Annotated in this window: 15 protein-coding genes; 2 read left to right on the top strand and 13 right to left on the bottom strand. The window is 71.4% G+C overall.

What is annotated here, in order from left to right; translation table 11 throughout:
• Positions 1-16 precede the first annotated feature (16 nt).
• Positions 17-217, bottom strand: coding sequence for a hypothetical protein (locus EDD30_RS35040; RefSeq protein ID WP_071802711.1), 201 nt, complete (start codon positions 215-217; stop codon positions 17-19).
• A gap of 8 nt (positions 218-225) precedes the next feature.
• On the opposite strand from EDD30_RS35040, the gene EDD30_RS35035 reads away from it, so the two are divergent.
• Complete coding sequence (locus EDD30_RS35035) at positions 226-534, top strand: helix-turn-helix domain-containing protein (RefSeq protein ID WP_071802710.1); 309 nt, start codon at positions 226-228, stop codon at positions 532-534.
• Positions 535-571: 37 nt separating this feature from the next.
• On the opposite strand, the gene EDD30_RS35030 is transcribed toward EDD30_RS35035, so the two are convergent.
• The 12 genes from EDD30_RS35030 to EDD30_RS34975 all read right to left on the bottom strand — a co-directional run bounded on the left by EDD30_RS35030 (position 572) and on the right by EDD30_RS34975 (position 9,367).
• Entirely contained in the window at positions 572-874 is a 303-nt protein-coding gene (locus EDD30_RS35030) for an antibiotic biosynthesis monooxygenase family protein (RefSeq protein WP_071802738.1), read from the bottom strand.
• Positions 874-1,227, bottom strand: coding sequence for an antibiotic biosynthesis monooxygenase family protein (locus EDD30_RS35025; RefSeq protein WP_071802709.1), 354 nt, complete (start codon positions 1,225-1,227; stop codon positions 874-876). Before EDD30_RS35025 ends, EDD30_RS35030 begins: the two co-directional genes overlap by 1 nt.
• On the bottom strand, positions 1,224-1,976 hold the full coding sequence (locus tag EDD30_RS35020) for an SDR family NAD(P)-dependent oxidoreductase (RefSeq protein WP_071802708.1): 753 nt from the start codon (positions 1,974-1,976) through the stop codon (positions 1,224-1,226). Before EDD30_RS35020 ends, EDD30_RS35025 begins: the two co-directional genes overlap by 4 nt.
• Positions 1,977-2,005: 29 nt before the next feature.
• A complete protein-coding gene (locus EDD30_RS35015; RefSeq protein ID WP_071802707.1) occupies positions 2,006-2,476 on the bottom strand; it encodes an anthrone oxygenase family protein in 471 nt (156 codons plus the stop codon).
• Positions 2,477-2,479: 3 nt separating this feature from the next.
• Positions 2,480-2,938 carry an SRPBCC family protein gene (locus EDD30_RS42220; protein ID WP_071802706.1) on the bottom strand — a complete coding sequence of 153 codons (459 nt, stop codon included), beginning with the start codon at positions 2,936-2,938 and terminating at the stop codon, positions 2,480-2,482.
• Between the two features lies 1 nt (position 2,939).
• Positions 2,940-3,203: an acyl carrier protein gene (locus EDD30_RS42215; protein ID WP_071802705.1), complete on the bottom strand. Its 264-nt coding sequence runs from the start codon at positions 3,201-3,203 to the stop codon at positions 2,940-2,942.
• 26 nt (positions 3,204-3,229) lie between these two features.
• Positions 3,230-4,474: a ketosynthase chain-length factor gene (locus EDD30_RS35000; RefSeq protein ID WP_071802704.1), complete on the bottom strand. Its 1,245-nt coding sequence runs from the start codon at positions 4,472-4,474 to the stop codon at positions 3,230-3,232.
• Positions 4,475-4,529: 55 nt separating this feature from the next.
• Complete coding sequence (locus tag EDD30_RS34995; protein ID WP_071802703.1) at positions 4,530-5,783, bottom strand: beta-ketoacyl-[acyl-carrier-protein] synthase family protein; 1,254 nt, start codon at positions 5,781-5,783, stop codon at positions 4,530-4,532.
• Positions 5,780-6,208, bottom strand: coding sequence for a cupin domain-containing protein (locus EDD30_RS34990; protein WP_071802702.1), 429 nt, complete (start codon positions 6,206-6,208; stop codon positions 5,780-5,782). The genes EDD30_RS34995 and EDD30_RS34990 overlap by 4 nt, the downstream gene beginning before the upstream one ends.
• A complete protein-coding gene (locus tag EDD30_RS34985; protein ID WP_071802701.1) occupies positions 6,205-6,540 on the bottom strand; it encodes a TcmI family type II polyketide cyclase in 336 nt (111 codons plus the stop codon). The genes EDD30_RS34990 and EDD30_RS34985 overlap by 4 nt, the downstream gene beginning before the upstream one ends.
• Positions 6,541-6,568: 28 nt before the next feature.
• Positions 6,569-7,306, bottom strand: coding sequence for an SDR family NAD(P)-dependent oxidoreductase (locus tag EDD30_RS34980; protein WP_071802700.1), 738 nt, complete (start codon positions 7,304-7,306; stop codon positions 6,569-6,571).
• Positions 7,307-7,477: 171 nt separating this feature from the next.
• The gene (locus tag EDD30_RS34975; protein ID WP_170047053.1) at positions 7,478-9,367 is read right to left on the bottom strand and encodes an AfsR/SARP family transcriptional regulator; all 1,890 of its coding nucleotides are present in this window, start codon (positions 9,365-9,367) and stop codon (positions 7,478-7,480) included.
• A gap of 764 nt (positions 9,368-10,131) precedes the next feature.
• Here EDD30_RS34975 and asnB point away from each other — a divergent pair.
• Positions 10,132-12,000 carry an asparagine synthase (glutamine-hydrolyzing) gene (gene asnB, locus EDD30_RS34970; RefSeq protein WP_071802698.1) on the top strand — a complete coding sequence of 623 codons (1,869 nt, stop codon included), beginning with the start codon at positions 10,132-10,134 and terminating at the stop codon, positions 11,998-12,000.
• The last annotated feature ends 6 nt before the right edge of the window (positions 12,001-12,006 follow it).

Raw genomic sequence — 12,006 nt, 5'->3', positions numbered from 1 at the left:
GTCGGGGCGCCGCGCCTCATCGACCGCCGTGCGCCTGCAGAACGTGGAGAAGATCACCCAGGCCGGCGCCGGTGAATGCGCTGTGGACGTCGGTGATGTCCTCGGTGAAGTGGGCCCCGGCATCGACATGGACGGGCATCACGGTCGAGGCGCCGAGGATGCGGGTCGCCTCGACCATGCCGGCGGCGTCGAGGGTGAGGTTCGCGTCGCCGAGCAAGGGGGTGCGTGCCCTGCTACGCGCTCGACCGCCTGGACGACCCGGCGCTGGACGTCGCCGGTCTGGCCGGCGCCGCACGCCTGAGCCGGCGCACCTTCGACCGGCGCTTCCGCGAGACGACCGGCTGCTCACCCCTGCAGTGGCTGCTCCACCAACGGGTGTTGCACGCCCAGCACGTCCTGTCGACGACCGATCTCGACATCGACGCCGTCGCGCGGGCCGGTGGCTTCACCGACGGAGTGACGATGCGCCCGCACTTCCGCCGGATCGTGGGTGTGCCGCCCCAGTCGTACCGGGCCACCTTCCGTACGACCTGAAAGGCTCCGGTCCGATGGCGACCGGAGCCTCCCAGTCCTAGTAGGACGCTTCCAGCTCGTAGACGCCGAACGGCATGGCCATCCGGGTGTCCCGAAAAGGCCGCAGCGGCGCGGTGCTCGCCCGGTGCGCGGGTCCCTGTTCCCACTCGCGGAAGGCCGCCAGGTCCGCCCAGCGGCTGACCACCACGAACCCGGTCGGGTCCGGCACCGACCGCAGCAGCTCGTTGCCGAGCATGCCGGGCACCTCGCCGAGGACCCCGCTCACGTCGTGGTAGGCCTTGTGCACGCCGGCCACATCCTCGGTGGCGTGGTAGACGAGCACCCGCAGCTCGGCTCCCATCAGGCCGCCGCCAGCCACTCGGCGTGGGTGCCCACCGTGGCGGACGGTGCCACGAAGGCGACCACCTCCATGGTGCTCATCGCGCCGCCCGACCGGTACGGGTGCAGCTTCTGCCGGTGCTCCAGATGCCGGTCGCTGGTCTCGAACTCGCGGAAGCGCGCCTCGTCCACCCAGTCGCTGACGATGTAGTAGACGCCTTCCTCGTCGGTGCTGCGCGACAGCCACTGGCCGAGGTTCGCCGGGTGGGAGGTCACCGAGTCGCCGACGGCGATCCAGGTCTTCTCGAACTCCTCCGCCAGGCCGGGCTTGATGTGCATCTTGAGCATGACGCGGAACGTGGTCTCGGTGGTCATGAGATTCCTCCGTCGACGTGGATGGTGGCACCGGTGACGTAGCGCGACAGGTCGCTGGCGAGCCAGAGCACCGCGCCCGCGACCTCGTCCGGCGTGCCCAGCCGGCCCAGGGCGGTCTTCTCGCTGTACCGCTTGCGCATCATCGCGGCCTGCTCCGCCGGCATGGCGTCCATCGCCTCGGTCTCGATCACGCCGAGGGCCAGGACGTTGAACCGCAGTCCGCGCCCGCCGAACTCCTTGGCCAGCGACCGGGTGAGCCCCCGCAGCGCGGCCTTGGTCGCGGTGTAGTGGGCCCGCAGCGGGATGCCGACCTCGGACGACTTGGAGCCGATGCTGATGACCGAGGCACCCTCGGACAGCAGCGGCAGCGCGCCCTGGATGATGAGGTACGGCGCCGTGAGGTTGGTGTCGATGACCCGCCGCCACTCCTGCTCCGGGAGTTCGGCGTACGGGATGTGGCTGATCGCACCGGCGTTGTTGACCACCAGGTCGAGGCTGCCGAAGGTCTCGCGGATCTTGTCCAGCAGGATCGTCACCTGGGCCGGTTCCGCGATGTCGGCCTGCACCACCAGGTGGTTGCCGCCGATCTCCTTGAGTTCGCGTTCCAGCGACGCGACCAGCTCGCTGTCCTGCCGGTAGCACGTCACGACGTCCACACCGGCGCGGGCCAGGGCCAGCACGATGCCGCGTCCGACGCCACGCACCCCGCCGGTGACCAGCGCTTTTTTACCGTTCAGTCCGAGGTTCACCCGAGTCTCCTTAAAAGTCGATCAGCCGGTCAGAGCGCCAGCGCCACCGCGGCGCAGTTGACCACCAGCGCCGCCACGGTCAGCCAGCTTCGTATTGAGTTCCAGCGCCCCCACGCCCGCCGCCGTCCCGCGTAGTCCAGGCCGGACGGCAGACGGTCGGGGTCCAGCTCCCGTACCCATCGGTTGATGGGCACGTTCTTGGTCAGTGAGATGACGACGGTGCCGCCGGCCAGAGCCGTCCCGATCAGGTGCAGCGCCCAGGCGCCCGGGGTGGGCGCCACCACGGCCAGCACCGCGTCGCCGAGCGCCGTCGTCACCAGGCAGATCGGCATGAACGGGTCGTACCTGGTGGCGAAGAACGCGTGGGCGTGCACGTACCGGTCCACCGGCAGCGCCGCCATCAGGGGGAATCCGCCGAGCTGGGTGCCCAGCAGGACCCCGGCGGCGAGACCGTTGGCCAACAGCACCAGCGGCATCAGTACGGCGAAGAACGCGGACATCGCTCAGACCCGGGCCTTGGCGGCCGCCTCGACCTTGTCCTTGATGAGACTCATCTGCGTGGCCGTGTTGCGGTTGAGCCGCTCGGTCATGGCGGCGTCGTCGATCGGCGCCACCGGCTTCATCTCGAAGTCCTGGACCCAGCGCATCCGCACGCCCTCGGGCGTCTCGGTGTACTCCCAGAACAACGACATGTACTTGAACACGCCGGTCTCGACCCGCTGCGCGCGCACCGTACGGGAGGCACGGTCGAGCGTCCGCTCGGAGACCCAGTCCCAGACCTTGCCGTTCTCGTCGGGGTGCAGGGCCAGCCGGAACCGGAAGGTGTCGCCCTCGCGGTGCAGCACCTCGGCCACCGAGTACTCGCTGAAGAGCTCGGTCCACCGCGAGATGTCGTTGGTCATGTCCCAGACCAGGTCCAGGGGCGCGTCGATGACGACGGAGTTGTCGGTGTGCCCGGACATCTCACGCCACCGCCGCGACGAGCCGGGAGTTGACGTAGTCCACGGCGGCGCGCGGGCTGGTCATGTCCTCGGTCACGGCCTCGTCGGGGATCTGCACCCCGTAGCGGCGCTGGATCTGGCTGGCCAGCTCCAGGATGGCGAGCGAGTCGTACCCGAGGTCGGCGAAGGGCACGTCGAGGTGGTCGCCGTCGAAGTAGACGTCGTCCTCGACACCGACGCTGGCGCTCATGATCTCGCGCAGCTCGGCGACGTCGAACTTGGACATGAGAAGGTTCCTTTCGGTCGAATCCATCAAAGGGCGGGAGCCGGACGGTCGCCGCGGCCGAGGACCATGGCCGAGGTGAAGCCGCCGTAGCCGCGGGCGACCACGAGGGCGGTCCGCAGCGCGCGCTCCCGGGGGACGTCCAGCACGAGGTCGAGCGGGCAGTCGGCGCGCACGCGGGTGGTGCCGACGGTGTGCGGGATGACGCCGTCGCGCAGCGCCAGCAGGGCGGTGGCGACGTCCAGGGCGGCGCCTCCGCCGTACAGCCGGCCGGTGAGGGTCTTCGGCGCGGTGACCGGCACCGCGTGGGTGCCGAAGACCTCGGCCAGGGCCTCGGCCTCGACCAGGTCGAGGTCCGGGTCGGCGGCGGCGTCGGCGAAGACGACGTCGATGTCGTCGGGGGCGCACCGCGCGTCGTCGAGCGCCCGGCGGATCGTGCCGGCCAGCACCGGGCGCCGGCCGGTCCGCGCGGACTGGTCGAACCCGGCGGCGTAGCCCAGCACCCGGCCATACCCGCGGCCCTCGGTCGCCGGGCCGCTCCGCTCGGCGACCAGGATGGCGCCACCTTCGCCGGGCACGTACCCGCCGGCCTCGACGTCGAACGGCAGGTACGCCCGGCCGGCCTCCTCGGCGGTCGACAGGTGGCCGTTGGCCATCTGGGCGACGAGCCCGTACGGGCAGAGCGAACTGTCCGTCCCGCCGGTCACGACGAGCCGGCTCTGGTCGCGCAGCAGCCGCCGGGCCTGGCCGATGGCGTCGAGCCCACCGGCCTGTTCGGTGCAGACCACCCCGCACGGCCCCCGCATACCGTGCCGGATGGAGACCTGCCCGGTCGTCGCCGCGTAGAACCAGGCGATCGACTGGTAGGCGCCCACCCAGGAGGGCCCGTTCTGGTACAGGCGCTCCATCTCGTGCTGGCCGAAGTCGGTGCCGCCGGACGAGCTGGCCGTCACCACGGCCATCTCGTACTCGGGCAGCGACGCGGGGTCGACGGCCGAGTCCGCCACGGCGGCGTCGGCGGCCGCGAGCGCGAGGTGCGTCCAGCGGTCCGTCTGCGGCACCAGCCGGGCGGGCACCCGGCCCTTGGCGGTGAAGTCGGCCACCTCGCCCGCCAGGCGTACGGGATAGCCCGACGGGTCGAACCGGGTGATCGGGCCGATGCCGGTCTTGCCGTTCAGCACAGCCTGCCAGTGCTCCTCGCTCCCGATGCCCGTGGGGGCGATGACGCCCATGCCGGTGATCACGGCTGCGGCGCCGGCAGTAGAGGTATTCATGCGCTTCACCTTCCTGGCTCGGGATCGGACGCCTCTCGAACGCCACTCGACGCGGTCACGGCCGGGTCAGGACCATCGCGCTCTGGAAGCCGCCGAACCCGCTGCCGACGCTGAGCACGGCGTCCATGCGGTGTTCGCGCGCCACCAGCGGCACGTAGTCCAGGTCGCATTCGGGGTCGGGGTGGTGCAGGTTCGCCGTCGGCGGCACGACCTGGCGGTCGAGGGCGAGGGCACAGGCCGCGACCTCGATCGCCCCGATGGCGCCGAGCGAGTGCCCGACCATGCTCTTGATCGAGCTGACCGGCACCTCGTACGCCCGCTGCTTGAGCGCCCGCTTGAAGGCCGCGGTCTCGTGCCGGTCGTTCTGCTTGGTCCCCGAGCCGTGCGCGTTGATGTAGTCCACATCGGACGCGTTGAGCTCGGCGCCGTCGAGGGCGACCCGGATCGCCTCGGCCATCTCCCGGCCGTCGGGCTTGAGGCCGGTCATGTGGAAGGCGTTACTACGGGCGCCGAACCCGGACAGCCGGGCGTAGATGTGCGCCCCGCGCCGCCGTGCCGCCTCCTCGTCCTCGAGGACGAGCACGGCGCAGCCCTCGCCCAGCACGAAGCCGTCGCGCCGGGCGTCGAAGGGCCGGGAGGCGTGCGCGGCGTCGTCGTTGTTGGGCGAGGTCGCGGTGATCGCGTCGAAGCAGGCCGAGGTGATCGGCGACAGCGGCGCGTCGGTGGCGCCGGCCAGCACCACGTCGGCGGAACCCTCCTCGATGAGCTGCATGCCGTGCCCGACCGCGTCGAGCCCGGACGTGCAGCCGGTCGAGATGAGCGCCACCGTGCCCTCGGCGGCCACCTCGTACGCCACCTCCGCGGCCAGCGTGCTCGGCACCATGTAGCCGTAGAGGTGCGGTACGCCGTACGAGTGGTCGACGAGCCACTTGCGCCCGCCGTCCGAGAGCACCTCGTATTCCTGCTCGAGTCCCATCGTGCAGCCGACCGCGCTGCCGATGCTGACGCCGACCCGGCCGGGGTCGACGCCCGCGAGCTCGACGCCGCTGTCGGCGAGCGCCTCGCGGGTGCTCACCACGGCGAACTGGGCGGCGCGGTCCATCCGACGGACGTCCTGAGCGGAGAGTCCGGCCGCGCGCGGGTCGAAGTCCACCTCGGCGGCGATCTGCGACCGGAAGGCCGACGGGTTGAACATGCTGATCCTGCGGGTGGCGGTGCGGCCGGCGCTCAGCAGGTCCCAGAACGCCTCCCGCCCGACGCCGCCCGGCGCTACCGCACCGATCCCCGTGACGACGGCGCGACGCTTCACTGCCCGCCTCCGACCTGCGGATTGGGCTCGTGCGGCGCGGTCGGCTGCTCGGTGTCGACGTGGCCGAGCTCGGGCCGCGGCGCCAACGGGGACAGATGGAAGACGACGTGCGCCTCCTGCTCGCCGACGTTCACCAGGCGGTGCCGGGCATTGATCGGCACAAGCAGCGAGTCGCCGGGCGAGAGCCGGATCGGCCGGTCGTCCACGGTCATCTCCAGCTCGCCGGCGACGACGTGCAGGAACTCCTCCGAGTACGGGTGGTAGTGCTCGGTGACGTGCTCCCCCGCCGCGAGGTGCAGGGTGCCGCCGAAGCCGGAGGTGCACCCCACGGTCTTGGGGCTGAGGGTCACCCGGATGTCCCCGCCGCGGCGGGTGTTCGGGGCGGCCTCGGAGACGTTGACTTTGAGCTGCTGGGTGGTGGTCACTGCACTCGTCCTTCCTCGGCCGTCCACACGTAGAACGGCGAAGCCATGGCGTCCTTGGGTTCTTTCCAGTTCGGGTCGTACGGCCACACGAACTCCGTCAACCGCTGGTTGATGTCGGAGTAGAGGGGGTGGCTGCGCGCCCGGTAGAGGTTCTTGGTGATGTCCTCGTCCGCCTCGACGAGGTGGAAGTACAGGTCGTGGAAGGAGAACAGGGTCCGCCGGGACACCCCGACCATGTGCGGCAGGTCGGTGGCGTCGGACTCGGCGAACGTCTCGGCGATGCCCGAGGTGTCGCCGGACTTGAGTCTCGCGACGATGAGGGTGCGGTGCACGGTGCCTCTCCTTAGGTTGGCGATGTGGTCAGATGCCGCCGTCGACGGGCAGTTCCACGCCGGTCACCAGGCGCGAGGCGTCTCCGGCGAGGAAGAGGATCGCCCCCGCGACGTCCTCCGGCGCGGCGAGCCGGCCGAGGGCGGTGGCGGCGAGCAGGTGCTGCAGCACCGGCGGCGGCAGCTCCTTCTCGGGCGCCACGGCGGTGACTCCGGGCGCCACTGTGTTGACCCGGATGCCGCGCGGACCGAGTTCCTTGGCAAGGCTGCGGCTCAGGCCGAGCAGCGCCGCCTTGGCGGCGGTGTAGTGCGCGCTCATCGGCCGTCCCCGCAGCGCGACGGAGGCGCCGACGTTCACCACCGAGGCCCCGTCCACCAGGACGTCCAGGGACGCCTGGATGACCCGGTACGCGGCGGTCACGTTGTGGTCGAACACCCGGTCCCATTCGGCGTCGTCCAGCTTGGCGAAGGGCATCCGCCCGTCCACCCCGACGTTGTTGACGAGCACGTCGAGGCCGCCGAGGTGGTCGCGGCAGATCCGCACGAGCCGCGCCACGTCCGCGCGGTCCGTCACGTCCGCCGTGACGACGAGATTGCCGCCGCCGAGCGTCTTGAGCTCGTGGGCGAGGCTGTCGGCGTCCTCGCCGACCCGGTGATGGCAGGCGACCACCCGGGCACCGGCCCGGGCGAACGCCAGCGCCGTCGCACGCCCGATCCCCCGGCTCCCGCCGGTGATCAGTACCCGCTTGCCGGCCAGACCCTGGTCCACGTCTTACCTCCTTAGTGACGGCCGGCGGCGTCGCCGCGGCCACACGACGATGGTGGCGACGGCCGATCACGGCCCACTCGAACTGGGGTTGAGTCGCATCCGCCGGGCCCGCGCACGGACCGGGCCGCCCACCATCGGTGGGCGGCCCGGGCGGGTGGTGCTGCCGCCGGCTCAGCCGGTGGCCAGCACCGCCGTGGCCACGGCACCACCGACGGGCGGCTCGACGGTCGTGCGGGGCCCGGGGAAGAACCTGCGGAAAGGCCGCTGCACCCGGTAGTGGAAGTCGCCGCGGTCGCCGGCGGCCACCTCGACCAGGCCGAACTCCACGAGTTCCTCGACCACGGTCTCGGTGCGGTACTCGTCGGCCTCCAGCAGCGTCGCCACGTCGCTGAGCGCCAGCGCCCGTTCGGAGCCCACCAGCGTCTTGAACGCCGCCTGCAGGTCCGTGGTGAGCAGCCGGTACGTGAGCCGCACGCTGCGCGACGTGCCCGGGCCGGAGTCGCCCGGGTGCTGCTCGGCGACGGCCGACTGGACTCGTTCCACCTGCCGCTGCACGGGCCAGTGCGGCTTGAGCTCGAGCTGCGTGACGGCCTCCCGCAGCGCCGCCGGCAGGCCCTCGCACAGGTCGATGAGCTCGTGGACGGCGGCCAGTTGCGGGCGGATCCGCTGCTCGCCGAGGACGGAGGTGAGCATGTGCAACGCCTCACCGCGGTCGAACGGCCGCAGGTTGACGGTCGACGAGACGGACGGGTGGGAGAACCGGCGCCGGGCCGCGATCAGCGTCGCGCACCGCGGTCCGGTGGGCAGCAGGTGCTGGAGTTGCTCGGCCCCGACCACGTCGTCGAGGACGACCAGCACCCGCCGCCCGGCGGACCAGCTACGGAAGAGGCTGGACCGTTCGGCCAGCGACTCCGGCAGCCGGGAACCGGTGTACCCCGCGGCCCGCAGGAACCCGCCGAGCGCCTCGGCCGGATCGACGGGCCGGCCCGTGTCGTCGGTGAGCCGGGCGTAGAGCCGGCCGTCGGGGTAGTCCTCGCGGAGCCGGTGGGCGAGATGCACGCACAGGGTGGATTTGCCCACGCCGGGAGCGCCCACCACCACGACCGCCGGCGGCGCGCTGCGCTCCGGCCGGGAGACCACCTGGGTGATCTGGGCCGTCTCCGCCCGGCGGCCGACGAGCTCGCCGACGTCCGGCGGAAGCAGGTCGGGCTGCTCAGCCGTGGCGGGGCGCGTGCCGCCGCCGATCACCGAGTCCATCCCGTCGCCGAGCACCGGCGGCTCGATGGTGGGATCGGCGAGCAGCACCGCCTGGTGCACCCGCTGCAGCTCCTGCATCGGTTCCAGGCCGAGCTCCTCGGCTAGGGTGGAGCGGGCCTTCTGATAGACCCGCAGTGCGTCGAAGCGCCGGCCGGCCCGGTAGAGCGAGAGCATGAGGCGCGCCTGCAGGCTCTCGTCGGTCGGGCGCTGCGCCACCATCCCGGTCAGCTCGCCGATGATGTCGTGGTGCCGGCACAGCCGCAGGTCGGCGTCGATGCGCTGCAGGGTGAGGCCGCGGCGCTGCTCCTCCAGCCAGACCGTCATGGCGCGCAGCAGGGAGCCGGTGGTCACGTCGACCAGCGCCGGTCCGCGCCAGAGCTGCAGCGCCGCCCGGATGGTGTCGGCCGCGATCTCGACCGAGCCCGCGTCGAGCTGGGTACGGGCCCGCTCGGCCAGGCGCAGGAACTCGGCGGAGTCGACCGCGCCGTCGTCGAGGCTGAGGATGTAGCCGTTCGACGACCGGTGCAGGGTGGGCGGCGCGGCGTCGAAGTGGTCCGCCGGCCCCCGGGTGCCGAGGCCGAGCTGGTACAGCTTGCGAAGGTGGTAGACGTACGTCTGCAGAGTGGTGGTGGCGCTGGACGGCGGCCGCTCCTCCCACAGCTCTTCGATGATCTGGTCGGTGCTCACCACCGTGTTGGCGTTCATCGCCAGCAGGGCGAGGACCTGACGCAGCTTGGGCGCCGACGGCACCAGCGACTGGGTGCCGCGCACGACCTGGAAGGCCCCGAGGACGTTCACCTGCACGACGGCCACCCCCCTCGGCGGTGCGCGGCGGTGCGGGTCGTCTGCGGCTGCGGGACTGCATGCTGAGGAGCTCGGTGCAATTCCACGTGGATTGTTCCCCCATCTCTCCAACCCATGGTGGCTAATGTCAAGCACCATGCCGTGAATTACGGGGAAGACCGTGGATCGTGCCGATCCATTTTCCCTCGAATCACTCTGGAGTGAGGATCGCGGCGCCACAAGGCGGTCGCGCCAATCCGACAGCGGCGCTCGCGCAACCGCTTTACGAGCAGGCAGGACAACGCCGCACGGCCCTGGGGAGCAACGGCCGGGGGCCGTGATACTGCCTATTTCCCGACCCTACGGGATCCCGCAGTAGCTCCCGTCACCGTAGCGGGTTGTCCACTAGGGGTCAAAGGTGCATATGCGCCCATCCGTCGCGGCTTCGCCCCAGGCAGAGCGTCCACGTCGGACATTTGGACCGGCTTGCGCACGCCTATGACGGCGGTCACATACATCGGAAGGTGTATGCGACGGCTCCCCTGCCGCATTCTCCGGACCCAAGATACGTCGGGCGAACGATGTGCCGCCACGGCGACGTATTGCACAATCATGCGCGTCCCTTATTTTGTGCACCGCTGCGGATGGAATTGCCGCCAGCCAAACGACGGCAATCTCGAGGCGCCGCCGAGTGAGATTCGACCGCCGCCCTTGACGATTAGGGCCATCAATTCGGTCGTCCGCAAGCCGGACGTGCCGTATCCGCCACCGAGAGGGTGTAGTCGATGTCAGGTTTGGTTGGCTGGGTGGACTTCTCCCCCCGTGACCTCGAGCGGGAACCGGCGGTGCTGTCCGCGATGGCGGACGCGCTGGCCACCCGCGGGCCGGACGGCCAGCACGTGTGGACCCGGCGCGACGTCGGGCTCGGTTTCCGGGCACTGGCCATCGGCGCCAGGCCCGCGCCGCGGCAGCCCCACGTGCGGTCCACGCCGGACGGCCCGATCACCGTGTGCGTCACCGGCACGCCGGTCGGCCTCGGCGCACTGGCCGCCTGGCTGCGCGGCCGCGGCCGGGGCGTGAGCGACGACGCCGGCGCCGCCGAGCTCGTCGCCGCGGCGTACCAGGAGGACGGCACCGCGGCCGTCGTCCGTCTGACCGGGGCCTTCGCCGTCGCGATCTGGGACGGTCGCCGCGACGAGCTCGTGCTCGTCCGCGACCGGTTCGGCAATCAGCCGCTCTACTACTGGGTCACCGACACCGGCCTGGTCTTCGGCTCCGAGCGCAAGGCGCTGTTCGCGCACCCGGAGACGGAGGCCGCCGTCAACCTCGACGGGATGCGCGAGCTCTTCTCCTACGCCGGCACGGCGGGGCACGGCATCTTCGCCGGCATCCGGCAGGTCGAGGCCGCCGAGATCCTGCGCTTCAGCCGGGCCGGGCTGCGCCGGGAGAAGTACTGGCGGCTCACCACCGCCGAGCACACCGACGATCTCGACACCACCATCGGCACCGTCCGGGAGCTGCTGTCGGCCAGCGTGGCCGACCAGCTCGGCGACGCCGACGGGGTCGGCATCATGCTCTCCGGCGGCGTCGACTCCTCCGCCGTCACCGCGCTCGCCGGCGACGCCCTCAAGCGCCGCGGCGGCGGAAAGCTGCGGACCTTCACCGTCACCTTCGCCGAGCACGCCGACAATTTCACCCCCGACGAGGTGTGGGCGACGCCGGACGCCCCGTTCGTGCGGGACATGGTGGCCCACGTCGGCGCGGAGCACACCGACGTCGTGCTCGACACCGCCGACATCCTCGACCCGGCGGTGCGCGAGGCGACGCTGGTGGCCAAGGACGTGCCGAGCCCGCTCGGCAACATGAACACCTCCCTGCACCTGCTCGACCGGGAGGTCAGCAAGCACGTACAGGCGGCGCTGCTGGGCGAGATCGCGGACGCGGTGTTCGGCGGCTTCTCCTGGGTGCACAACCCGCAGTTGGCGGCCGCGCAGACGATGCCGTGGATCGCGATGGCGCACTACGGCGGCGGCAAGCACGGCATGGGCGGCGACCTGCTGCACCCCGACTTGCTCGACAAGCTTCAGCTCAACGACTACTGCGCCGCGGCGTGGGAGAGCTCCGTCGCCCAGGTCCAGCATCTCGACGGCGAGAGCGACATCGACCGGAAGATGCGGCGGATCAATTACCTGCATCTCACCCGCTGGCTGGAGACGCTGCTGTCGCACGACGAGTCCATCGGCATGTCGACGGGCCTGGAGGTCCGCATGCCGTTCTGCGACGACCGGCTCGTCCAGTACGTCTACAACGTGCCGTGGGCGCAGAAGTCCTTCGACGGCCAGGAGAAGAGCCTGCTCCGCGCCGCGGTCGCCGATCTGCTGCCGGAGTCGGTGCGCTCGCGGCCGAAGAGCCCCTACCCGGTGACGCAGGACCCCGCCTACGGCAAGTGGCTGATGGACCAGCTCGGCACGCTCGTCGCGGATCCGCTCTCGCCGGCCGCGGCGCTCGTGGACAAGAAGGCCATCGCCGCACTCCGCGCCGACCACGCGGTGCTCGACAGCGGGCCGCGGGCGTGGGTCGCCCGGGCCAACGTCGAGATGGTCCTGGGCCTGGACGCCTGGCTGCGCCGCTACGGCGTACGCGTCGAGGTCTGAGGCCAG

Origin of the sequence: Couchioplanes caeruleus (assembly GCF_003751945.1) — a bacterium.
GTDB classification, from domain to species: domain Bacteria; phylum Actinomycetota; class Actinomycetes; order Mycobacteriales; family Micromonosporaceae; genus Actinoplanes; species Actinoplanes caeruleus.
Note: the sequence above shows the minus strand (reverse complement) of the source record. Positions and strands in the feature narration are given on the sequence as shown.

Bases quoted from the DNA above. Each gene is read 5' to 3' on its own strand.
- EDD30_RS35015 (WP_071802707.1), bottom strand. From the start codon at position 2,476: ATGTCCGCGTTCTTCGCCGTACTGATGCCGCTGGTGCTGTTGGCCAAC.
- EDD30_RS35030 (WP_071802738.1), bottom strand. From the start codon at position 874: ATGGGAGCCGAGCTGCGGGTGCTCGTCTACCACGCCACCGAGGATGTG.
- asnB (WP_071802698.1), top strand. From the start codon at position 10,132: ATGTCAGGTTTGGTTGGCTGGGTGGACTTCTCCCCCCGTGACCTCGAG.
- EDD30_RS42215 (WP_071802705.1), bottom strand. From the start codon at position 3,203: ATGTCCAAGTTCGACGTCGCCGAGCTGCGCGAGATCATGAGCGCCAGC.
- EDD30_RS35000 (WP_071802704.1), bottom strand. From the start codon at position 4,474: ATGAATACCTCTACTGCCGGCGCCGCAGCCGTGATCACCGGCATGGGC.
- EDD30_RS35025 (WP_071802709.1), bottom strand. From the start codon at position 1,227: ATGACCACCGAGACCACGTTCCGCGTCATGCTCAAGATGCACATCAAG.
- EDD30_RS42220 (WP_071802706.1), bottom strand. From the start codon at position 2,938: ATGTCCGGGCACACCGACAACTCCGTCGTCATCGACGCGCCCCTGGAC.